The sequence below is a fragment of the Apibacter adventoris genome, assembly GCF_002964975.1.
GTDB lineage: Bacteria > Bacteroidota > Bacteroidia > Flavobacteriales > Weeksellaceae > Apibacter > Apibacter adventoris.
In genome coordinates, this window is sequence record NZ_PSZM01000040.1 from 94672 (window position 1) to 117048 (window position 22377).

The 22377-nt window shown below is 26.3% G+C and carries 23 protein-coding genes and 1 pseudogene; 10 read left to right on the forward strand and 14 right to left on the reverse strand.

Annotated features, from left to right (window positions below; all coding sequences use genetic code 11):
- Positions 1-173 precede the first annotated feature (173 nt).
- The 3 genes and pseudogenes from C4S77_RS07230 to C4S77_RS07240 form a co-directional block, all read right to left on the reverse strand.
- Positions 174-599, reverse strand: a pseudogene (locus C4S77_RS07230) (DUF7000 family protein); the annotation flags it as partial.
- A gap of 208 nt (positions 600-807) precedes the next feature.
- Entirely contained in the window at positions 808-2127 is a 1320-nt protein-coding gene (locus C4S77_RS07235; RefSeq protein ID WP_105246987.1) for a dihydrolipoamide acetyltransferase family protein, read from the reverse strand.
- Between the two features lie 87 nt (positions 2128-2214).
- On the reverse strand, positions 2215-3006 hold the full coding sequence (locus tag C4S77_RS07240) for a DUF2797 domain-containing protein (RefSeq protein WP_105246988.1): 792 nt from the start codon (positions 3004-3006) through the stop codon (positions 2215-2217).
- Positions 3007-3349: 343 nt separating this feature from the next.
- On the opposite strand from C4S77_RS07240, the gene C4S77_RS07245 reads away from it, so the two are divergent.
- On the forward strand, positions 3350-3760 hold the full coding sequence (locus C4S77_RS07245; RefSeq protein ID WP_181042844.1) for an META domain-containing protein: 411 nt from the start codon (positions 3350-3352) through the stop codon (positions 3758-3760).
- A 383-nt stretch (positions 3761-4143) separates the two neighbouring features.
- The gene (locus C4S77_RS07250) at positions 4144-4659 is read left to right on the forward strand and encodes an endonuclease V (protein ID WP_105246990.1); all 516 of its coding nucleotides are present in this window, start codon (positions 4144-4146) and stop codon (positions 4657-4659) included.
- 196 nt (positions 4660-4855) lie between these two features.
- Here the strand turns inward: C4S77_RS07250 and C4S77_RS07255 are convergent, their stop codons facing one another.
- Positions 4856-5563, reverse strand: a complete 708-nt coding sequence (locus C4S77_RS07255) for a VanW family protein (protein WP_105246991.1) — start codon at positions 5561-5563, stop codon at positions 4856-4858.
- Between the two features lie 110 nt (positions 5564-5673).
- Here C4S77_RS07255 and C4S77_RS07260 point away from each other — a divergent pair, with 110 nt between their 5' ends.
- From C4S77_RS07260 to C4S77_RS07270, 3 genes are read left to right on the forward strand one after another with little or no spacing between them, the layout of a single operon-like run.
- Positions 5674-6675, forward strand: coding sequence for a hypothetical protein (locus C4S77_RS07260; RefSeq protein WP_105246992.1), 1002 nt, complete (start codon positions 5674-5676; stop codon positions 6673-6675).
- A complete protein-coding gene (locus tag C4S77_RS13215) occupies positions 6668-7579 on the forward strand; it encodes a glycosyltransferase family 2 protein (RefSeq protein ID WP_221405104.1) in 912 nt (303 codons plus the stop codon). Before C4S77_RS07260 ends, C4S77_RS13215 begins: the two co-directional genes overlap by 8 nt.
- Positions 7580-8494 (forward strand): glycosyltransferase family A protein, encoded by a 915-nt coding sequence (locus C4S77_RS07270; protein ID WP_221405002.1) that lies wholly within the window; start codon positions 7580-7582, stop codon positions 8492-8494. It begins immediately after the preceding gene.
- 5 nt (positions 8495-8499) lie between these two features.
- On the opposite strand, the gene C4S77_RS07275 is transcribed toward C4S77_RS07270, so the two are convergent.
- The 4 genes from C4S77_RS07275 to C4S77_RS07290 are packed head-to-tail and all read right to left on the reverse strand — an operon-like array spanning position 8500 to position 13576.
- A complete protein-coding gene (locus C4S77_RS07275) occupies positions 8500-9786 on the reverse strand; it encodes a glycosyltransferase family protein (RefSeq protein ID WP_105246993.1) in 1287 nt (428 codons plus the stop codon).
- Between the two features lies 1 nt (position 9787).
- On the reverse strand, positions 9788-12307 hold the full coding sequence (locus tag C4S77_RS07280; RefSeq protein WP_105246994.1) for a YfhO family protein: 2520 nt from the start codon (positions 12305-12307) through the stop codon (positions 9788-9790).
- Positions 12294-12524, reverse strand: coding sequence for a hypothetical protein (locus C4S77_RS07285; protein WP_105246995.1), 231 nt, complete (start codon positions 12522-12524; stop codon positions 12294-12296). The genes C4S77_RS07280 and C4S77_RS07285 overlap by 14 nt, the downstream gene beginning before the upstream one ends.
- 20 nt (positions 12525-12544) lie before the next feature.
- Positions 12545-13576 carry a DUF6263 family protein gene (locus C4S77_RS07290; protein ID WP_105246996.1) on the reverse strand — a complete coding sequence of 344 codons (1032 nt, stop codon included), beginning with the start codon at positions 13574-13576 and terminating at the stop codon, positions 12545-12547.
- Between the two features lie 177 nt (positions 13577-13753).
- Between C4S77_RS07290 and C4S77_RS07295 the strand changes: the two genes are divergently transcribed.
- Together C4S77_RS07295 and C4S77_RS07300 are read left to right on the forward strand one after the other, a co-directional pair.
- Complete coding sequence (locus tag C4S77_RS07295; RefSeq protein ID WP_221405105.1) at positions 13754-14320, forward strand: RNA polymerase sigma factor; 567 nt, start codon at positions 13754-13756, stop codon at positions 14318-14320.
- Positions 14317-15480 carry a hypothetical protein gene (locus C4S77_RS07300; RefSeq protein ID WP_105246998.1) on the forward strand — a complete coding sequence of 388 codons (1164 nt, stop codon included), beginning with the start codon at positions 14317-14319 and terminating at the stop codon, positions 15478-15480. Before C4S77_RS07295 ends, C4S77_RS07300 begins: the two co-directional genes overlap by 4 nt.
- A 13-nt stretch (positions 15481-15493) precedes the next feature.
- On the opposite strand, the gene C4S77_RS07305 is transcribed toward C4S77_RS07300, so the two are convergent.
- From C4S77_RS07305 to C4S77_RS07320, 4 genes are all read right to left on the reverse strand, one after another.
- Positions 15494-16285: a DUF3108 domain-containing protein gene (locus tag C4S77_RS07305; RefSeq protein ID WP_105246999.1), complete on the reverse strand. Its 792-nt coding sequence runs from the start codon at positions 16283-16285 to the stop codon at positions 15494-15496.
- A gap of 95 nt (positions 16286-16380) precedes the next feature.
- A complete protein-coding gene (locus C4S77_RS07310; protein ID WP_105194034.1) occupies positions 16381-16617 on the reverse strand; it encodes a NifU family protein in 237 nt (78 codons plus the stop codon).
- A gap of 10 nt (positions 16618-16627) precedes the next feature.
- Complete coding sequence (locus C4S77_RS07315; protein ID WP_105194035.1) at positions 16628-17707, reverse strand: Mrp/NBP35 family ATP-binding protein; 1080 nt, start codon at positions 17705-17707, stop codon at positions 16628-16630.
- A 169-nt stretch (positions 17708-17876) separates the two neighbouring features.
- A complete protein-coding gene (locus C4S77_RS07320; RefSeq protein WP_181042845.1) occupies positions 17877-18461 on the reverse strand; it encodes a porin family protein in 585 nt (194 codons plus the stop codon).
- A gap of 658 nt (positions 18462-19119) precedes the next feature.
- Here C4S77_RS07320 and C4S77_RS07325 point away from each other — a divergent pair.
- The 3 genes from C4S77_RS07325 to C4S77_RS07335 all read left to right on the forward strand — a co-directional run bounded on the left by C4S77_RS07325 (position 19120) and on the right by C4S77_RS07335 (position 21608).
- Positions 19120-20133: an SDR family oxidoreductase gene (locus C4S77_RS07325; protein ID WP_105247000.1), complete on the forward strand. Its 1014-nt coding sequence runs from the start codon at positions 19120-19122 to the stop codon at positions 20131-20133.
- A complete protein-coding gene (locus C4S77_RS07330; protein WP_105247001.1) occupies positions 20126-21181 on the forward strand; it encodes a diphosphomevalonate/mevalonate 3,5-bisphosphate decarboxylase family protein in 1056 nt (351 codons plus the stop codon). The genes C4S77_RS07325 and C4S77_RS07330 overlap by 8 nt, the downstream gene beginning before the upstream one ends.
- A 154-nt stretch (positions 21182-21335) precedes the next feature.
- A complete protein-coding gene (locus C4S77_RS07335; protein WP_105194039.1) occupies positions 21336-21608 on the forward strand; it encodes an HU family DNA-binding protein in 273 nt (90 codons plus the stop codon).
- A gap of 63 nt (positions 21609-21671) precedes the next feature.
- Here the strand turns inward: C4S77_RS07335 and C4S77_RS07340 are convergent, their stop codons facing one another.
- Both C4S77_RS07340 and C4S77_RS07345 read right to left on the reverse strand, forming a co-directional pair.
- A complete protein-coding gene (locus C4S77_RS07340; protein WP_146105717.1) occupies positions 21672-22043 on the reverse strand; it encodes a hypothetical protein in 372 nt (123 codons plus the stop codon).
- Positions 22027-22365 (reverse strand): phage holin family protein, encoded by a 339-nt coding sequence (locus C4S77_RS07345; protein ID WP_105194041.1) that lies wholly within the window; start codon positions 22363-22365, stop codon positions 22027-22029. The genes C4S77_RS07340 and C4S77_RS07345 overlap by 17 nt, the downstream gene beginning before the upstream one ends.
- Between the last annotated feature and the right edge of the window lie 12 nt (positions 22366-22377).

Here is a 22377-nt window from a genome sequence, read left to right on the forward strand (position 1 = left end):
AGCTCTTCCGCTAACGAATTGACTGTTGAAAAGAATGAAATACTAATAGGTAATAAAACTCTGAATGGTTGGGTCGGTTGCAAAATAAACCTACAGATATGGAAGGATGGGTACCTTTGAGAAAGGTAAAATTTCTCAATAAAGATTACCTCTTTCTCCGTATTATCATAATCCTATTGGATATTATTTTTCAAAAATTCTAATATTATAGGAACAAGTTTGTCTATTTCTTTTTCTATACTCTGCGTTAGATTATTCAATTGGTCAAAATTAGGATGGTCCACCAAGATCACCTTTAATTCAGAATACCGAGGCTTGGTCGTTCTACCTTCATTCCATTCAGTAGATTTTAATAGTTCCCAGTATTCTTTTTGCACTTCTGTATTTTGTCCCATCAGCCACAGTTCAAACCTTACTTTTTTGTGGTTAAAAACAATTCCAAAACGAAGTTTGTGAGCTCTCAAATAATCGTTGAAGAAATAGAAATACGTATAATCCATATAACCGGAAAATACATTTCCGAAAGAAAATCTATTTGTATATGTTTTCGATAAATGAGTTTTTAAGTTAGAAACATATTTCAATAGACCCCTATAAGCTTTTGGATATTGCCTTCTTCTAGAGCCTTCTTATATAAGGAAACCTGTTTATTAAAATCTTTCAAAATAAAACCTCTATTAATTGATATTTTATCTGTAATCTAATCTTTAAAAGATATTTTTTAGGCGCTTGGTCTCTAAATTCTTTATTAAAAATATATCTATATTCAGACTTATTTAATTTGCCAAATCTCTTTTTTGAGAAAAGTTAAATAAGAGTATTTATATCAAAATTTTCAAGATATTCACAAACTCTTTTTACAAACATTCCACCTAGGGCTCCATCCACAACTCGGTGATCATATGTATGCGATAAAATCATTTTGTGTCTAATGCCCAGCAAATCTCCCTGAGGAGTTTCTATCACTGCTGGTTTTTTTACAATTGCTCCTATGGCTAAGATAGCTACTTCGGGTTGGTTAATTATAGGAGTACCGGCAATATTTCCAAAAGATCCCAAATTCGTAATTGTATAGGTACCACCTTTTATTTCTTCGGGTTTTAAATTGTTATTTCTTGCGCGTTTAGCTAGGTCATTAGTAGCTTTGGTTAGCCCTGTGAGGCTTAATTGATCTGCATTTTTTATAACGGGAACAATTAAATTACCATTAACAAGAGCCGTTGCAACGCCTATATTTATATTTTTTTTCTTAATAATATTATTTCCTTCTACGGAAATATTAATCATTGGATAATCTTTTATTGCTTTTACAATCGCTTGAATAAATAGGGGAGTAAAAGTTATTTTTTCGCCTTCTTTTTTAAAGAAAGCATCTTTTATTTTATTTCTCCATTGTACAATATTTGTTACATCTGCTTCTATAAAAGAAGTTACATGTGGAGATATTTGTTTGCTGGCAATCATATGCTCGGCAATTAATTTTCGCATTCTATCCATTTCTATCACTTCTTCAGTTTCGTATGAATGATTATTGGAAACTGAAGAAACATCGGAAACGATATTTTTTGTTGCTGAAGTATGATTTAGATTATCATTTTTCCTATTTTTTAGATATAAAAACATATCATCTTTCGTAATACGATTATTAATTCCCGTACCCTTTATAGCAGATAATTCTTCCTGAGAAATATTTTCTTTTATGCATATAGCTTTTACTAAAGGTGAGTAGAATCGATCTTTACTAAAATGTATGTCTTTTTCTAAAGAAGTATTATGTAATAATGGTTTTTCAATTTCAGTAATGATTTCTTTTTCTAATGATTCTGAAGAATGATTTGAAATGATTACTTCTTCTTTATTTTCATTTAAATTATTATCTGCCTTTCCTTCTATTTCTAAAATAGCGAAAGGTTCGCCTATTTTGCAGATATCATTTATATTTTTTAATTTTTTGATTATTTTTCCTGAAACTGGAGATGGAACATCTGAGTCTACTTTATCCGTAGCAATTTCAATTATTACATCATCTTCCTGAACAAAATCGCCCTCATTTTTTGCCCAACCTGTCACGGTAGCTTCCATAACTCCCTCACCCATAGGAGGAAGTTTTAATTCGTATTCAATCATAATTAAAATTATTACACAAATTTACTAAAAAACGAGAAATTATTATTAGAAATACTAAAATTACCTTATGTATTTAGTTTTTAACTATTATATATTTAAATCAATTACAAAACCTTCATGGTTTCTTACATTGAATACTAAATTATTGTCAAACAAGAGATATTGTCCTTTAATACCGATTAATTTTCCTCCAAAAGCTGTGGTTTTTTTTAAATTTACAGATTTAATTTTTAAGGGATATACATTTACGGGGTAGTTTATATGTAAGATTGTGGAATCTTCTGTAATGTATTTTAGTAAATCTTGAGGTATAAATTGACACAATTCCCTTTTTTTTTCTTCAAGGTTAACGTAAGGTACGGCTTCCCTCAACATTTTCCTGTAATTTGTTTTATCTGAAATATGTTTTTTTAATGCAACTTCAATCAAACCGGCTTCATATCTATTATCGGTTTCTGCTAACTTTATAGCATATTCTGCCCCTTGATCAATCCAACGTGTAGGAATTTGTGTTTTTCTTGTAACTCCTACTTTCAGCCCTCCGGAATTTGCAAGATATACAATATGAGGTTGCAGCTGAGCTTGTTCTTCAAAAGAAAAATCCCGGTCTGTTATTCCTAGATGAGCTTTTGAAAGCTCAGGTCTTATAATCCATTCTCCTGTATGCGGCGAAGTAAAATAACAATTTTTGCAATATCCCATAGCAAAAATTTCTTTATCTTCCCCGCAACCTAAACATTGGTAATGACTAAATGTAATGTGAATTTCTTTACCTATCAAAGGATTTAAAAAAATTATCTCATCTGTAAAATTTAGATAGTATTGTACCGGATTACAATTTTCAGCAATTAATTTAGTCAAAAGACCTGTGAATTTCATAAATAAAAAATATTTTTCTATTCCAATAGAGTTAAATTACAAATATAATTATAATCTTATTAAAAATAATTAATTAAATATTTGAGATAAATTTATGGGCTGAACATAAGAAAAATGAGGTTATATATCCATTGTTTTTCATATAAATCATTATAAATTAAATGTAAATTATGTAAAAAAATAAAACTAAAATTAAATAATAAAGTTATATTTTTTATAAATTTACCCATATAATTATAATGAAAAAAAATAAAAACATATGAGACAATATTTATTTAAGAGTCATTTTTTATTATTACATTTATTTTTATTACCCTTACTAATAAACTGTAAAAGTGCAAAGATGCAAAAACAAGAAAAAGTAATGGCTACAAAAACTCCAAATTCTTCTAATCATAAAATAAACAAAATATTAGTTTATTTAGGTGATAATAACGAAGAGAAATGGCAACTAGTTACTATTAATGATCAAAATGCCCTGGATCTTTATACCCATGTTCCTGTAATGAGATTTGATGAATCTTGGAAACAAATTTATGGATTAGCAGAATGCAATAAATTTACAGCATATTATAAAAGAGATAGCACTCAATTATCTATTACAAGATTATCTTCTACTGATCAAGTTTGCAGTAATACAAATGAATCTATGTTTTTAGATGTATTACAGAATATAAATGAAATTTCAGAAGATGTAAATTTACTTTATCTTTTAAATAATGGGAAAGTGATGTTAACATTCAAAAAAAATTAATGAATAAAATTTTAGTTGGTCTTTAGCATTTATGCTTGCATTAATTCAGAATATTTATAATAGTGTTCTTAATATATAAATGGGAGGTTTGATTAAATCTTATAATAAATTATGGAGAATAGATAAAAACATAATTGAGAGACTTAATCTTAGTTTCTAAAAAAATGAAGCTCTTTATTTAAAAATATATCTGGTTTATACTAAAAATAAAAATATCCAATATAGAATATATAGGTCGTATTCTTTAAATTACAACAAAATAAAACATATTAAGGAGATTCTTAATGAGGGAAATTTTGATTGTTTCCAAAAATTTTATACCGATGATATAAAAACAAAAAATTGACCTGATAATGTAGAATTATTAAAATAAAAATAATAAAATGATTTTAGCAATCGATGTATATTATATAGAAAATCGAGCAAAAACCGTAGGCATTTTATTTGAGGATTGGACTGTTGCCAAAGCGAATATTAATGCAATTGTTACTGATTATATAGAAAATGTTGCTCCTTATCAATCTGGACAGTTTTATCAACGAGAATTGCCTTGCATCATGTCACTACTTGCTAAAATTGATTTAAGTAAAATAAATACTATCGTTATTGACGGTTATGTTCATTTGAATGAAGGTAAATTGGGGTTAGGTGGTCGTCTTTATAATGAATTAAATCAAACAATACCTATTATTGGAGTAGCTAAAAAGTCTTTTTCAGGCAATAGCCAATATTTAGTTGAGGTGTTGCGTGGGGAGAGTAAACATCCTTTATATGTTACAGCAATAGGTATGCAATTAGAAACAGCCGCAGCAAATATAAAATTAATGGCAGGTAAATATCGTATGCCGGATATATTAACTTTTATGGATCAACAAACAAAGCTATTTAAATCAGAATAAAATTATCTTTTAGTTTTGATAGGGAGTGTAAATATGACATATGAAAATAATAATGCATCAATAGTAATACCTACAATAATTATAAATATATTCCTTTAATTTATATCATATTGTTTTTATAAAAATAAATTGCAAAAACAAGACATATTATTATGCACTCTAGCGTCAATGTGGTTAATAATAAATTTTAAATAATTTATTTTAGATTTTTATATTTTGAAAAAGCTACAGTTCTTCGATTAATTCGAGTTAATATTTCTTTGTAATTTTTATAATCAGTTCTTTTAAAATTAATTTTATTAGGAAATATTTTTTTTTCAGTGAATAAAGAGCCTTTTATATGATTATTTTCTACTATAAATTTGAATTTAATAGCAAAGGTATAATTATTTTTAATCCTCAAATCTTTTTGAAAATATGAAATATAAGCGTCAGATCCTAAAGGATATATACGTTGTTCTTCAGAATAAATATCTGTAGGATAATTGTACCTTTCGAGAGTTTGTATCTCTCCTAACAACGACAGATAATAAATAATTCCTGAAAGTTGTCTTAAATTTTCACCATGATCTTGGATTTTTTTATGATTTATATCTTCCTTTTCAAATCCGTTTTTAGTTACGGGTTTTCCTACAATTCTCCAAAAAGAGAAAATCTGATTAGGCAAAATAATATATTTTTCTATTTTATTTGCCGCCAATTTTAAATTCTGAATTTGACTTTGTTTAGTATAAGGAGAAATAAATTCTATGGGTTGAATAATAGATAATTCAAAAGGGCATTCCAATGTTTTTTTTAAATTTCGTTTTGCAAAAGAATATTTTGAATTAAAATCTTTATAAAATCTTTTGTAAATAGAAAAGTATGAATTTACTAGAAGACAATATTTAGTAATAAAACTCATGTATTAATAAATATAAAAACGAAAAAATAACATTTTTTTAATTTATAAAATTAATAAGATATTTAAACACTATAAAATAATTAATTTATTTTTGTAACAGAATCAAATTAATGAAAACTGATTTTCTTTCTAAAATATATATTGTTTGTCCTGCTAATAGCACAACAGGAGGCCCGGAGGCATTACATCAGTTAAGTCATAAATTAAAAACAGTTTTAAATTATGATGTGAGAATGTTTTATACCAATAAAAAAAAAGGTCTAAATCCTAAACCAGAAATTTATAATATTTATTATACAAAAGAAACATCAGAAATTATAGATAAAGAAAATGATGTTCTAATTATTCCGGAATCGCTCACCTATTATATTTATAAATATACTCAGATCCAAAAAATTGTATGGTGGTTAAGTGTGGACTTTTATGCAATATGTATGAAAAACAGGCATAGAGGATTAAATTTTTATGTAAGTAAATATATTTTGCGTAAAAAAGAAATAAAGGAATATTTGTTGGAGGATCTTCCCAATGTTTATCATTGGGCACAATCATATAGATCTTATTTGTATTTATTAAAAAAAGGGATACCGGAAGAGAAAATTGCTCGAGTATGTGATTATATGAATCCTATTTTTATCAGTAAAGACAATCAAGAATCAAACATTAATCATAAGGAAAATATTATTATATATAATCCCAAAAAAGGAAAAAAAGCAATAGATTTAATAAAAAAACAATGTAGGGACTATCCTTGGATACCTATTCAGGGAATGACTCCGTTTCAGGTTTCTAATTTGATGAAAAAGGCAAAGTTATATATTGATTTTGGTTATAATCCGGGTAGAGATAGAATGTTAAGAGAATCAGCATTAATGAATTGTATCATAATATCAGGAACCGGAGGTTCTTCTAAATTTATCCAAGATTTAAATATACCAGATAAGTATAAGTTTGAATATTCAAAAGCTAAAATTCTAGAGATTGTAGCTAAGATTAAGGAAGTATTAAATAATTATGATACCTGTATTTCAGATTTTAATACCTATAAAGAGGAAATAATAAGTGAAGAAAAACTATTTGAAAACCAATTAAGAAAATTTTTTAATGAATAAGATTATATCCGTAATAATTCCTGTATATAATGTAGAAAGATATTTAAGCCGATGTATAGAAAGTATAATTAATCAGACTTATAGAGATTTAGAAATAATATTAATTGATGATGGTTCAACAGATTCTAGCGGTACTATTTGTGATGATTATGCGCAAAAGGATTCTCGGATAATAGTTATCCATCAAAAAAATAGAGGTCTTTCAGCTGCTAGAAATTCAGGGTTAGATATTGCTAAGGGCGATTATATTGGATTTGTAGATTCTGATGATTTTATTTCTTTAAATTTTTACAAAATATTATATGATGCACTAAATGAAACTAATAGTGACCTTTCATTTTGTAAAGTAGAAAAATTTTTAAATATACAGGATATTAAAGAAGATTTAAATTCATATATACCCAAAGAATATAATAGTATTAATTTTATAGAAGAATTTACTTATGCAAAAGATACAGTATATTGTGTGGTTGTTTGGAATAAGCTTTATAAAAAATACTTGTGGAACACTTTAAGATTTCCTGAAGGAAAAATCTGTGAAGATGAATTTGTTTGGTATAAATGCATTTTCAATTCAAAAAAAATATGTGAAGTAGATTTAGCTATGTATTATTATTTTATTAGAGAAGATAGTATAATAAATAAAAGCTATATTGAATTTCCTTTAAAAAAAGAAATAGCTTATTTAGAGGCATTGGAAGACAGAATAAAATTTAGTAAAGAAAATAAATTAAATAACTTTTTAAAGAGAACTATTGAATATAGAAATAAGCTATTAAGAAAAATTTATATTACTACTCCTAAAGATAAAGTACCTTTGTATATAAAAGAACAGTTAAAAAATAATATGAAAAATATTTCTTTTATAAAAAAAATAAAAATTTATTTAAAAAATATTTCTTAAATGTATTCATATTCTATAATCATTCCCCATAAAAATATACCGGATTTATTAAAAAGATGTTTGGAATCTATCCCTATGAGAGAGGATATTCAAATTCTAATAATTGATGATAATAGTGATTCAGATATAGTAAATTTTAATGAATTTCCCGGATTAAAAAGACAGAATACAGAAGTTTATTTTACAAAAGAAGGAAAAGGGGCAGGATATGCTAGAAACGTAGGTTTAACCCATGCAAAAGGTAGATGGATATTGTTTGCAGATGCAGATGATTTTTATAATCCGGGATTTTTAAATGCAATTGATAAATATAAAGATACAGATAATGATATAGTGTATTTTTTAGCCAATAGTGTTAATAACGATAATTTCAAGCCCGCTGAAAGGCATTTATATTTAGAAAAAACAAGAAATAAGTACTATAAAAAACTGAAATATAATAAGATAAAAGCAAAAGAAGAATTAGTTTATAAAAATTGGGAAGCCTGGGCTAAAATGTTTAGAAACGACTTTATAAAAAAAAATAAATTATCTTTTGAAGAAGTTAAAATAGGTGAAGATGCTCTCTTTGTCATTAAAGCAGGGGAATTATCAACTAAATATGTTGCAGATAATTTTCAACTTTATTGTATAACATATAGACCTAATAGTTTGAGTTTTAAATTAGATAATGAAAGCGATTTTGATGAAGGATTTTATGCTAAAATTAGAATAAATAACTATTTTAAAAAAGTAAAAAAATATAAGTTTATAAATGCTTTAGACAATGATATTTTAATGGCATATAACTATGGGGGAATAAAGAAAATGCGAAAGGTTATGAAAATAGCTAAAGAAAATGATAATAAAATACGTTCAAAAACATATAAAAAATATATGAGTTTATATTTTAAAAATTTATTCCGTAAAAATTAAATATATTATAAATTTTTGATTATCTCAGAAAGTTGTTTAGTTAATTTTTTTCTGTGAAATCTTTTGATATCTTGGGATGAAAAATAACAAATATTGTTTTTCCATTTTTCATATTCACTTAAAATAAAAAATTTCAATTTATCATAATCTTGGTAAGTGAAATGTTTACCAGCCTGTGTTTCGTTTAAAATTTTTTTAACATCTGCATTTTCAGGACCTATAGATATAATTTTTTTTCCTGTAACCAAATACTCAAATAGTTTTCCCGGAATAATTCCTTTTGATTTTTTTCTATCAAAATTGGTAATAAGCAAAAGGGTAGAATTATTCATTTCTGAAATAGATTCTTGATGAGATAAATATCCTTTATTTATTATAATGTTTTTTAGAGGAGACACTTGTAATTCATCTAATATAGAATTTGCAATCTTACCCACAAATTTTAATTCAAAATCATTTTTAAAATCAGAATGTTGAGTAATTAGTTCATTTAATACTTTCCAAAGATTGTTAGGATTTCGTAAAGTTTCCAACATACCTATATAAGAAAGAGTAAATTTTGAGGTTTTAATACTTTCAGGAAGTATTTCTGAATCAAAGCCATTGGTAATACACACTACATTTTTAGCCCCTAATTTTATAAAATTTTCTTTGTCAGTATAACTGGTTGAAAGAATTATATCGGCTTGATTCATAACTTGCTTTTCTAACTTTTTATGTTTTTTGTCGGCAAAAGAAGTTAGTTTCAGCTCAGAATAATATGAAATATCAGTCCAAGGATCTCTAAAATCTGCAATCCATTTTAAATTAGGAATTTTGTTTTTTAGTTTCATTCCTATTAAGTGCATACTATGAGGAGGACCTGTAGTTATTAATATGTTAATTTTATTTTTTTGTAAATATTCTGATAGAAATTTAACAGAAGGAGCTATCCAAAATTTTCGGGCGTCAGGAATAAAAAAATTTCCGCGTATAAATACAGATGCTTTAGATAAAAAACTCTGTTTTTTATTAGTTTCAAATTGCCCTGCTTTAAAATCTTTGTTATTTTTAGTTAACTTTTCAGCTATTTTATAGGGTTCCCAAATAGGTTGTTTTACTATTTTTACTTTAGGGTTTATTTCTTTTTGTAAAGACAGATCTATTATGGGATAGGAGGGGTTTTCTGGAATATATACATAAGGCTCATAACCAAAATCAGGTAAATATTTAGTAAATTTCAGCCATCTCTGTACTCCTGGTCCTCCTGCCGGAGGCCAGTAATAAGAAACAATTAAAACCCTATTTTGCATTTTAAAGAGATATTGATAATTTTTTAAGTTTCTTTTTATAATCCCAAACTAATAAGGCTACACTTAAAATAATGAAAATTGAAAAAGAAATAAGAGTAATAATTCGACCTTTATAAATAACAGGAGGATCAAAGGTAAAGTTAATAGTATGATTTCCAGCCGGTATCTTTAGTGCTCTTAAAATATAATTGGCCCTATAGATAGGTACTTCTTTTCCATCTATGGTTGCTTTCCATCCGTGAGGATAATATATTTCAGAAAAAACACCCAATTTTTCACTTTTGTTATGGGTAGCATAGATTAAATTATTAGGTTCATATTGTTTCAGTTCTATATAAGAAAGAGTGTCGGTGGATTTTGCAAATTGTAGGTCTTTTTGAAAATTTTTATTAAGTATTGCCTGTCTTTTAGTATTTATTTTTCCTATTTGGGAGATTTCTTCATTGGCGTTATTTGCAAAAAATATTTCATTTACAAACCAGGCATTTCCATTGTTATTGGGGTTAGGTAATGCATGGATTACAGAATCTGCGGTAATAATATATTTGGTATTTAACATGTCTAGAATAGGTAAATTAAGGCTATCAGAAAAATAAAAATCTATTAAATCCTGATAACGTCTTAATTTAGCTCCGTGATATCCACCTATAGATTGATGAAAATATGAAGTGTTAGTTTCATTAAATGGGCTTAAAAGTAGGTTAAATACTCTATATTGAGAAGGGTCTTTTTGTTTAATTTCATCTAAAACCTGATTAACAGGAACGGTATTAACTATTCTGGCCACCGCAGGGTCTGTTGCTGCCAACTGTAACTGGCTTTCACTTACTTCTGTAGGGAAAGGATTTTTATAAAGTTGGCGGTCTACGAAATTTTCATCATTTAAGTAACGTTTATCAACTCCCCAAAGGTCTACAAGGCATAAAAAAGTAATAGTGAAGATTATATATTGTGGACGAATTTGTGTTTTTTGAGGAATATATAAAATTATTGCAGTAAGTAAGACAAAAATAAAAGTTCTTAATGTGTCTGCCTGAAATAGAACAAAACGTTCTTTTCGTATTATTTCAAGAAATGTATTATTTATTTTTTCTCCTTCAATTTTTGTATGGAAATTAAATAAATTCATACCAAAAAAATAAAAGATTAGAAGAAGTCCAAGTATAATCGCAGAAGTAGTGAGTAAAACTTTCTTTTTATATTGCATACTCAGAGTTTCATCTTTAAAATAAGAATATATGCCCAATAATGCTAATAAAGGTATGGTAAATTCAGCAATAACTAAAGCTGAAGAAACGGCTCTGAATTTATTATATAAAGGAAAATGTTCTATCATGAAATTAGTAAATATTCCAAAATTTTTTCCCCAGGCAAGTAAAAAACTTAATATAGTAGCTCCAATTAGCCACCATTTATACCTTCCTTTATAATAGAATAAAGCTAAAATTGCTAAAAAAACCACTATAGCCCCTTCATAAGCAGGTCCGGATGTACCAGGTTGTTCTCCCCAATATGAGCCACTAAAGGAACTAGCTAAAGATTGTTGCAATTCTCTAGAATCCTTTTCAGAATTTATATTTTGCTGTAATTCTGTTTGTAAATGTTCTTGATTAAAAGCTTTTTCATTATTTCCTCCTCCCATAAAATTAGGAATAAATAAATTAGCTGTTTCTAGTATTCCATAGCTCCAATGGGTTATATAGTCATTATCTAAACCATGATTGATTTCTTTATTATTTTTATTTATTGTTAATTCTGATTTACCACGGGTTGTTTCTTTAGAATATTCGTAGGTAGAAAGCAGTCGTGAAGAATTCATCCCTACTGATAGTAAAATGGAAATTATAAAAAAACAAGTAGAGATAAAAAAGGATTTAATTGTTTTTTTTCTAATAGCATGTATAAGTTCTACTATTCCAAAAATGCCTAAAGCAAGAAATAAATAATAGGTCATTTGGGGATGATTGGCAGCTATTTGAAGGGAGAGAAATATGGTAGTAAGAATAAATCCCCATATATATTTTTTTTGATATAAAAGATATACACCGGCTATAAAAGGAGCAAAATAGGCTATAGTATGTACTTTTGCGTTATGCCCTGCTCCGATGATAATAAAGAAATAAGTAGAAAAAGAAAACATGATACTCCCCAATAAAGCATATTTCCAATTCTTTAACCATACCATACCTAATAAAAAGAAACCACTCAGAAGTAAAAATAAATAACATGCAGGAGCCGGGAAATACCTTAAAATTTTGTCAATATTTTTTATCACATCAGAAGGATACGCGGCTCCCATCTGATATGTAGGCATACCTCCAAACATGGAATTACTCCAATAGGTATCTTTACCGTGAGCTTTTCGATATTCTTCTAATTCATGAGCTCCTCCTTTATAATGAATAATATCAGGTTGTGAAATATATTTACCGGACAATAGCGGGGTAAAATAAGCAAAAGAGATGATGATAAATAATATCAAACATCCTAACACAGGCAATAAATATTTATTCTTTTTCATTGTCTTTTTTATCTACTTCTTCGTAATCTATAGTTTCTGCATCCCAGTTTATTTTTTTTTTAATTGAAGATGAAGAGTTATTTTTTTGTGAAGGGTTATTTTTATTGTTTATATTGGTATTATTAACATTAGTGGAATTACTAAATAATTGATTTAAAAATTTAAATATAAAATATGCTACTATTGCAAATAATATAAATTCTAATAATCTTCCCATATCAAAAATATATTAGAGAATTAGTTAATGTAAGTATTATTTTCTGTTTTTTGTATTACTTGTTCAGATTCATTTCCTTTTTTTGCTGATTTTGTTTCAGTTACAGTTATATTAAAACTAGCATTAGAAATCCAACCGGAGTTTTTATTCATAATAATTTTCCCGTTTTGACTGCCTTTAACAGAAATTTTATAAGTCACTCCATCTATAACTTTAGAATCTGATTTAGAAGGAATGATACCTTGAACTTTAACTTCAGCACTTTGATCATTAACTTGAATTAATTGATTATATCCCTGATTCTTTCTTGAAGGATCATTATTCCATTTTTCGCCAATTTTTAATCCTTTAGTTGGAAACTTCATCATAGAATTTTCAAATTGGGTTTTAAAAGTTTCCGCGTTAAATCCTTTTTTAAAAGCTAAAATAAAATCATCCAGTTGCTTTCCTTTTAAGTCTCCTGATAAAGAATTTTTTGCTTTTGTATAGATAGCATCTAATCCTTTAATATTTGATAAATTTCCATAAACATCCATATCTACAGTAAAACTTACCTCACTTATAGCCTTATAAATTTTCCACATTCTTGCCTGGTTAGGATCTGTAGGCTGTTTTCCATGAGTATCAAAAGTAAATTCTTTTCCTTCTGCTTTAGTAATAATTTTTTTACCTCCCATTTTAACCTCTAATGTATATTTATTGTCTTTGGTATCTGTAACCTTGAAATTTATGGGATCATACGTCTCTTGAGTCATAGATTGACTTTTACCTCTAAAAGTTATTGTTTGTTTGTTTATTTCTTTAGAATTAAAAGAATAAGTTTTACCTACTTCTAAATTATATTTTAAGTGATATAAACTATCTTTGTCCTGATATATTCCTGCTTCTATTATTTTAGAGGATGAATTTTTATCAGATGTGGATATTTGAGTTTGATTTTTATTTTTTTGAGTATTTTTAATATTTGAATTATCTATAAGTTTAGACTTTTCTTCATTTTTACAAGCAGTTAAAAATAGTAATAATGAATATGCAAAAATTATTTTTCTCATTTATAAATTTTTCCGCAATTTACTAAAGATAATTTTCATTTAAATAAAAATGAATAAAAAGGTTAAATATTTAACAGCCTGTTAGGAAAATACTAATTATTTACTGATTATAATTTGTAATAAGATTATATAACCCAAAAACAAATTCTTAATTTTACACTTTTAATTTGTAAATTATTGAAAATTCGTTTTAAAATATCTCAATTAAGTGATGAAGAACTTTTAAGAAAATATAAAGAAACATTAAATTCTGAGTATTTTGGAGTACTTTATAATAAATATATACCCTTAATTTATGGTCTTTGTCTTAAATATTTAAAAGATGATGAAAAAGCACAAGATGCTGTAATGCAAATATTTGAAAACTTAGTTACTAAAATTATAAATTATTCAATTTCCAATTTTAAAACTTGGATATATTCGGTAGCCAGAAATCATTGTTTGCAAGAAATTAGAGCTATAAAAAAAGAAATTTTCACAGATTTTAATGAAGAATCTATGGAATCTGTAGAAATTTTGTATCTATTAGATGAACAAAATGAAGATCAAAAGTTTTCTATATTAAAACAATGTATAGAAAAGTTACCGGAACCTCAGCGAATTACTATAGAAAAGTTTTTTTTTAAAGAAAAATCATATGCAGAAATTGTTATAGAAACTAAATATCATTTGAAAAGTGTAAAAAGTTATATCCAAAATGGAAAAAGAAATTTAAAAATTTGCATGGAAAAAAATTCAAAGTGAAAAATCTAAAAGATTACATACAAGGAAATAGAAAAGGAAAAAAAGCTCATGATCTGGAAAGAGAAGCTATGCAGGATCCTTTTTTGCATGATGCTTTAGAAGGATATGACTTAGTAGAGGGAAATCATATTAATACTATAGATAAATTAAAAAGCCAAATTTTAAAAAAAACAGAAAAGAAAAAAATATATACATATTATTATATAGCAGCCAGTATTATAATTTTATTTTTTATAGGAGCTTATTTCTTTATGAATAATACAAATAAAGAAAACAAAATGTTTGTTAATCATACAACGTCTAAAAATGAAGTAATAACAAATGAAATTCAAGAAAATAAAAAAAATGAAAATGTAAATACCAATGGTTCTTTCGAAAAGGAAAATAAAGTGTATAATAAGTTATTTATATCTAAAAATAAAAAAAATTTAAAAATAGATGAGGAGAAAAAAGATAATAATTTAGAAACTCTTAGTTTAGCCTTGCAAAATAATTCTATCTATTTGGAGCAATCGTTATCTGATTATAGAATGAAACATGCAGATAATGCTATAACTTTTCCTTCTAATATTAATAATAATGAGAAGAATAAAACTCAAAATTTAGACACTCTAAGTATAGCTTATCATAATAATTCGGTATATTTTGACCATCCGTTATCTGCTCAGGGAATGATACAGATAGACAAAACTATAAGAACTTCTCCCTCTTTAACAAAAAATTTAGAAAATGAGAAATATGATAATAAAAAAGATTCAAACTTAGATTTAGATTCTAAAAAAACAAATCGACTGTCATTAATAAATAAAAACACTTCAAAAAGTGAACAAGGTAATAGTCAAAATAATAAAGATCTTTTATTAGGATCAATAAATGTCGATAGATTTTCGGAACTTCAGGAGTATGACGCAGTTCCGGTTATAGGAGACAAACTTTATAAACAATATTTAAAGGATCACATGCACTTATTTAAAAATAATAAATGTAAATCTGATAAAGGCGATATTGTTATAAGTTTTTCAGTTTCGGAACAAGGGAGACCTTATAATTTCATTATAAAAAAATCACTATGCTCTGAAATAGATGAAAAATTAATAGATTTAATAAAAAATGGTGCAGATTGGAAAGGTAAAAAAGGAAAAGTATATTTTACCAAGTGAGATAACAATGTGTTTATTTAATAAAATTAATGGGACTTTGTAGATTTTTGTAATTACTTAAATCTGCTTTTAAGGAACCCACTGCAAGTTCCGCTTTTATTTGTATCGGAATGTGATTAACATCATCTGTAACCCACATAGTAACACTTTCTTTTTCTTTAAAAACGCGTCCAGAAAGTACATACGGTCTTAATTTAATACACTTAACTTTTCCAAAATTTGATTTTATAGTTTCTCGTGATAAAATTTTTAATTTAAAATTTAACATTTCATAATCTAAAAAAATATTAAGACTTATAAAGTCTCCAGATTTATAACCATCAGTGTTCATATTTCTTAAATAATAAAAAGCTGAAAGCATATCATGAATCTCTCCTGTATATGTAAAATATTTGGATGTTTTATCACTCTCGTTCGTATATGTAATTTTTTTATTGATATGGTCAATAGTCATAGATTGATTTCTTACGTAGGAACTTTCTCTTATTTTCCTGATAAATTTGGAAGAAAGAAGAGTGGCTTTATCCATGTAAGTTTCATATCTATCTTCAACCTTAAAAAATAATTTAGCTGATCCGGTAGAATAACCTTCTCCTACTACATGATAGTGGGGCTTTCCGTTATAATTAGTTTCACTGGTAGTTAACGTAGCATATCCTGCATTTATTAACATATAGTGAACTCTGTATCTTAAATATTCTCCATTATTTAATTCCGAAGCAGGAAAAAGTGTTTCAGTAGAACTAGCGGTTACAAGTAAAAAAGTTGAAAATAAAAATATAAAAATTATAAAAAACTTTTTCATGAACGAAATTTAATAACAGACAAATGTAATAATTTAAATAAAATAGAAAAAATTAAAATCTAAACTAAACTTCTGTCTCTAATTAAAATATTATTTTATGCAGATATATTAACTACTTCAGTTATTTCAGGCGCATATTTTTTTATGGTTGCTTCTATTCCTAATTTAAGAGTACTTTGATTCACGAAACAACCATTGCAAGCCCCTGTAAGTTTTACTTTTACAATATGATCTTTTACCTCAATAAGTTCCACATTTCCACCATCGGAAATTAAAAATGGACGTATTTCTTCCAGAGCTTTATTAACCTTATTTAAAATCGTATTTGACATAATTAATGCTTTATTGAGTTGAACATCCGGCCATAGTAGTTATTCTTACCGCTTCTGTAGGAGGTAAATTTTCATTTCTTTTTACTAAACTTTGTACCATTTTTTTACAAATATTTGAATATATATTAGAAATTATTTCATTGTCTTGTAAAACAGCAGGTCTTCCATAATCAGAAGCTTCTCTAATAGATTGTATAATAGGTATTTCTCCTAAAAAAGGTATTTCAAGACTTTCTGATAGTTTTTGTACACCTTTTTTTCCAAACAAGTAATATTTATTATCTGGTAATTCTTTAGGAGTGAAATAAGCCATATTTTCAATTAATCCTAATACAGGTACATTAATTTCAGGCATTTGGAACATGCCAAGACCTTTTTTTACATCAGCTAATGCAATGTGCTGAGGGGTGCTTACAATAACAGCCCCTGTTACTGGTACTTCTTGCACTATAGAAAGATGAATATCTCCGGTTCCGGGAGGTAAATCGATTAAAAGAAAATCTAACTCTCCCCAATTGGAATCATGTAATAACTGATGTATAGCTTTAGAGGCCATTGCTCCACGCCAAACTACAGCTTGATTAGAACCCGCAAAAAAACCAAGAGAAAGCAATTTAACCCCATAACTTTCTATAGGTTCGATTTTATTTTCTTTTGATATAGGCTTTTCATTAACAGCATCAAACATAGTAGGGATCGATGGTCCATATATATCAGCATCTAATAATCCTACTTTAAATCCCATTTTAACTAAAGCTATTGAAAGATTTGAAGCGACTGTGGATTTTCCTACTCCACCTTTACCTGAAGCTATAGCTATGATGTTTTTAATTTTTGGAATATTTTTTCCTTTTTTAGTTTCCTTTTCAGGAACTTCTACTATTATATTTAATTTTAAATGAATATCTTTTCCAAACTTTTCTTCAAATGCTGCCTGCATAGCCACTTCCATTCTCTTTTTTTCGTGCATTGCAGGAGAGTGGGAGAGCATATCTATCATTACAGTGTCTCCCATAATTTGTATATTTCTAATTAGATCATCAACTTCTATTTCCTTTAGATATTTCTTGATTTCGTCTTTACTAATCATCATTATGTCTTTATAAAATTATAAATAAATGTATTTTACAAATTTACAAATCTTATAGGATTAATAAAAACTCTTTTAGAAAGAAAATAAATAATATAATAAAGAAATTCTATATTCTTAAGTATTACAAACTAAAATAGAAGTAAAGTATTAAACATTAATGAATTAATTAAAATATATAAGATAAAGAAAAAGCAAAATTTGATGTATTATTAAATTTAGAATAATCTTTATATACATCAGTAAGTCCGTAATTATAACGGAAATTTATTTCAAATGTCCTATAAAAAGCAACACCGGCTCCTAGTCCTATAGAAATATCTGTATTCCCAGCCTTTGCATATCTTAGATGATCTTTTTCTTTGTTTTTTTCATGAATTAAATACCCTATTTGTGGACCTATTTCCGCAAAAAGCTCACTATTTCCATAATTGCTTATCGGAATAAGTTCTGATAAATAATATTTAATCATTATAGGAATATTAATATAATCCTGAAAATATTTGTCATCCCCATCATATTCACCTTGTTGTGAATATAAAATTTCAGGTTTTATAAACAAATTTTCATTGTATTTATTAAAAGGAATTTGTAAAAATCCTCCAAAAGCTATTCCACAGTCTCGTGTATCAGAATGCGCATGTATGTCTATAACGTTAGTGAACTGTAAACTCCCTTTTAAACCAAAACGTACTTGTGATTTAACTGAAATAATTATACTTAAATGTAGTATAATAAAAAATAGTTTTTTCAATGTGTTGTTCTTTTTATCTGTTAATCGTGCAAATTTAGAGTTTTGTATTAAAAAAATGTAATTAATATGTGTTTTTTTTGTTAATAATTTTAATATTTTGAATTAACATAATATATTATTAAAAAATAACAATAAAATATTGTTAAATATGTATTTTTAAACAAACGGGAAAAAATTAATATAAATTAATAAAAATACATATAGTAATGTTTGTGATTTTAATTTAGTTTATGAAGGAAAAATTGAAATTATATAATATGAAGTCTATTCGTATTTGGAATTTCAGTTTTATTATAATCAATATATATTATAAAATATTATATATCTATTTTAATATAATATTAATTTGTGATATTATAGTAAATTGATAGTCTGATATCTGGTAATAATTTTGATTGATCATTTTTAATTATTATCTATTATCCATAAATACACAATAGTAATTAAAGATTTTTAAACATAAATGACTATTTTAGCAAAATACAATTTAATCATTTGAATAAATGTTTAATGCTGAAATTTATTTTCATTTCATCAAGTAAAGTCTAGATATACATTTTTGTATGAGATATAGATTTTAGATGTTAATTAGTGATTTTGGTTGGTTTATTTAAAAATATAATTATATTTTGAAAGAACTTTAATTTAAGGTTAGAAAATGGTATTAGTAACAGGAGGTACAGGACTATTGGGCACTTATTTTTTATTGCAATTAGTACGATTAAATAAGAAAGTTAGAGTATTGTTACGTCATAATGCCACTAAACATGAAGTTTTAGAATTGTTTAAAATTTATGAACCTGAGAAATATTTACAATTTTATAATTCATTGCTATGGGTAGAAGGTGATTTATTAGATATATCTTCATTAGAAATTGCATTAAAAGGAGTTACACATGTATATCATATTGCAGGAAAGGTTTCTTTTGATGAAAATCAAAAAGATGAATTATATAAAGTAAATGTAGAAGGAACAAAAAATATAATTAATATTAGTATTGAAAAGCAAATAGAAAAATTTTGTTTTATCAGTTCAATCGCTACATTAGACATAATACCGGGGCAGCCCTATATTGATGAAAAAGCTGAATGGAATTTTAAAAATATACATTCCTCTTATGCAAGTTCCAAATATGCTGCAGAAATGGAAGTTTGGAGAGGTTCTCAAGAAGGTTTAAAAGTAATAGTAGTAAATCCGGGCATAATCCTTGGATCCGGAAATTGGGAGAGAAGCAGTGGTTTTTTATACGATATGGCAATGACTAAAAATGCATTTTATCCATCAGGACTTTCAGCTTATATTGATGCAGAAGATGTAAGTAAAATAAGCATACAATTAATGGATAATAATTCTATTTTTAATGAAAAATATATATTAGTTAGTGAAAATGCCACTTATCAAAAAGTTTTTCAGATTTTAAGAAAATACTTTAATAAAAAACCGGCAATTAAAATTTCAGATTTTTGGTTATCTAAAATTGCATTATTTTCTCGCATATTACCGATTAAGAAAAAATTAAATAAAGCTACATTTTTAGCTTTAACTTCTAAAACTGGATATTGCAATAAAAAAATTAATGAAACATTAGGCTTTACATTTACACCATTAAAAAAATCATTAGAGTTTCACGCAAATAATTACTTACACTATAAAAAAATAAAAAATGACTGAAAAAGACTTTATTTCTGATTATAAGTATAATCTTGTAGATAAAGGAAAAATAGAATCAAAATGTGGTTCAAATATAGCATTAATAAAGTATTGGGGAAAATATTTTCCACAATTACCAGCCAATCCGTCTATTAGTTACACACTTTCTGAAAGTTTTACCCAAACAACGATAAATTTTGAAAAAACTACAAAGTTTTCTGTTCAGGTTTTTTTAGGAAAGCATTTTAACGAAAAATTTAGTAAGAAAATTGAAAAATATTTTTTGTCAATAAAACCATATCTACCATTTATAGATAAGTATAAATATATAATTTACACTACAAATTCATTTCCTCACAGTAGTGGTATAGCATCTTCGGCATCAGGTTTTGGAGCTATAGCCGATTGTTTAGTTAAAATGAGTACACTTTTAGGAGAAAAAAATAATGAAGAATTTAATAAAGCTAAAACTTCATTTTTAGCAAGATTAGGTTCTGGAAGTGCTTGCCGTTCTGTTTATAAAGGATTGGTAGTTTGGGGAAAACATAAAACAATTCCGGGAAGTTCGGATTTATATGCTATACCTTTTCCGTTTGAAATATCTCCTGTTTTTAAAACTATTCAGGATACCGTATTACTAATTCATGAAGGAGTAAAAGAAATTAGCAGTACATTAGGACACGATTTAATGAAAGATCATCCATATGCAAAGACAAGATTTACGGAAGCAAGAAAAAATCTTTCTGAATTAACAATGGTGTTACAAAAAGGAGATTTAGAAACTTTTGGCAGAATTGTGGAGCATGAAGCTCTTAGTCTTCATGCGATGATGATGACTTCATTTCCGGCATTTATTTTAATGAAACCGGAAACATTAGCCGCAATAAAAAAAATATGGGAGTTTAGAAAGGATACAAGACATCATCTTTATTTTACATTAGATGCAGGGGCTAATATACATTTGCTATATCCAGAGGAGGAAAAAAATGAGATATTTCCATTTATAAATAATGAACTAATAATATATTCAGAAAATAATAAATTAATAAAGGATAAGGCTTATTTTTAAAAATTTAAAAAATAAGAAATCATAAAAATTAGATAGTAAGAATGATTAGCTTTCTTTGATATAACGAAAAAATATTCAAAATCACTTGCATATATAAAACAAAGTATTACCTTTGTTACATTAAGATAAATAACCTTATTAAAATAAAAAAAATATGAACAAGTCAGAATTAATTGATGCAATTGCAGCTGATGCAGATATTACTAAAGCAGCAGCAAAAAAAGCTTTAGATTCATTTTTAGCAAATGTAACTAAATCACTAAAAAAAGGAGATAAAGTTACTTTAGTTGGATTTGGAACTTTTTCAGTTTCTGAAAGAAGCGCAAGAGAAGGTATTAATCCTCAAACTAAAGCTAAAATTAAAATCCCAGCTAAAAAAGTTGCTAAATTTAAAGCCGGAGCAGAATTATCTTCAGCAGTAAACTAATTTTATTAATGAAAAAATAAAGGATTATTTTGTTATAATCCTTTATTTATTTAATAAATATTCTTAACTGTTGGAAATTTGTGAGTTTTTCTTTTTATTGGTTAGATATTTTTTTGTTTTATTAATGGTCAAAGGAACTAAATAACTTAATGCAATTAAGGCAATTTTGCCAGGAATGCTTTTTTTATTTATAAATTTTGATAAAATTTTTTCTGAAATAAAACCTATTCCCGTATTTACTGATAAATTTAAAAAATTAGGGTTTTGAATAAGTCCCCATGTTTTATCTTTAATATTATTTGCCAACATCCCTAATGTATTAGGCAAATTTTCTAAAGATACAGATTTTTCAATATCATTAATTTCTTGCTTTAAAATTCTTTTTCTTAGCAAAAAATCTTCATAACTATATTTTTCATTAGTCTTTGTCATCATTTGCATTTTCTTTGTAATTTAACTGAAACTCTAAAATTTTACGCATAGTATATTTTCTTAGTCTGTTGTAATTTAAAAGTAAAACAAAGAATGCAATTAAATAGAATAAAGAAAAAATTAGTATACCTAAACCTGTATTTCCCAATAGTTCTCCTATAAGTAGTCCTATAGCAAAGCTAAAAAGAAAGAAAAACATCATGACAAGGGTGAGAATAATAAAAACATAGATTAATATACTAACTAAATTAGAAGTTTGCTCCATTAATTCAAGCTTTAATAATTCAATTCTTTTTGCAATATAATTTTTTATAATTCCCACCATAGTTTAATGGAT

Bases quoted from the DNA above. Each gene is read 5' to 3' on its own strand.
- C4S77_RS07235 (WP_105246987.1), bottom strand. From the start codon at position 2,127: ATGATTGAATACGAATTAAAACTTCCTCCTATGGGTGAGGGAGTTATG.
- C4S77_RS07240 (WP_105246988.1), bottom strand. From the start codon at position 3,006: ATGAAATTCACAGGTCTTTTGACTAAATTAATTGCTGAAAATTGTAAT.
- C4S77_RS07245 (WP_181042844.1), top strand. From the start codon at position 3,350: ATGCAAAAACAAGAAAAAGTAATGGCTACAAAAACTCCAAATTCTTCT.
- C4S77_RS07250 (WP_105246990.1), top strand. From the start codon at position 4,144: ATGATTTTAGCAATCGATGTATATTATATAGAAAATCGAGCAAAAACC.
- C4S77_RS07255 (WP_105246991.1), bottom strand. From the start codon at position 5,563: ATGAGTTTTATTACTAAATATTGTCTTCTAGTAAATTCATACTTTTCT.
- C4S77_RS07260 (WP_105246992.1), top strand. From the start codon at position 5,674: ATGAAAACTGATTTTCTTTCTAAAATATATATTGTTTGTCCTGCTAAT.
- C4S77_RS13215 (WP_221405104.1), top strand. From the start codon at position 6,668: ATGAATAAGATTATATCCGTAATAATTCCTGTATATAATGTAGAAAGA.
- C4S77_RS07270 (WP_221405002.1), top strand. From the start codon at position 7,580: ATGTATTCATATTCTATAATCATTCCCCATAAAAATATACCGGATTTA.
- C4S77_RS07275 (WP_105246993.1), bottom strand. From the start codon at position 9,786: ATGCAAAATAGGGTTTTAATTGTTTCTTATTACTGGCCTCCGGCAGGA.
- C4S77_RS07280 (WP_105246994.1), bottom strand. From the start codon at position 12,307: ATGAAAAAGAATAAATATTTATTGCCTGTGTTAGGATGTTTGATATTA.
- C4S77_RS07285 (WP_105246995.1), bottom strand. From the start codon at position 12,524: ATGGGAAGATTATTAGAATTTATATTATTTGCAATAGTAGCATATTTT.
- C4S77_RS07290 (WP_105246996.1), bottom strand. From the start codon at position 13,576: ATGAGAAAAATAATTTTTGCATATTCATTATTACTATTTTTAACTGCT.
- C4S77_RS07305 (WP_105246999.1), bottom strand. From the start codon at position 16,285: ATGAAAAAGTTTTTTATAATTTTTATATTTTTATTTTCAACTTTTTTA.
- C4S77_RS07310 (WP_105194034.1), bottom strand. From the start codon at position 16,617: ATGTCAAATACGATTTTAAATAAGGTTAATAAAGCTCTGGAAGAAATA.
- C4S77_RS07315 (WP_105194035.1), bottom strand. From the start codon at position 17,707: ATGATTAGTAAAGACGAAATCAAGAAATATCTAAAGGAAATAGAAGTT.
- C4S77_RS07325 (WP_105247000.1), top strand. From the start codon at position 19,120: ATGGTATTAGTAACAGGAGGTACAGGACTATTGGGCACTTATTTTTTA.
- C4S77_RS07330 (WP_105247001.1), top strand. From the start codon at position 20,126: ATGACTGAAAAAGACTTTATTTCTGATTATAAGTATAATCTTGTAGAT.
- C4S77_RS07335 (WP_105194039.1), top strand. From the start codon at position 21,336: ATGAACAAGTCAGAATTAATTGATGCAATTGCAGCTGATGCAGATATT.
- C4S77_RS07340 (WP_146105717.1), bottom strand. From the start codon at position 22,043: ATGATGACAAAGACTAATGAAAAATATAGTTATGAAGATTTTTTGCTA.
- C4S77_RS07345 (WP_105194041.1), bottom strand. From the start codon at position 22,365: ATGGTGGGAATTATAAAAAATTATATTGCAAAAAGAATTGAATTATTA.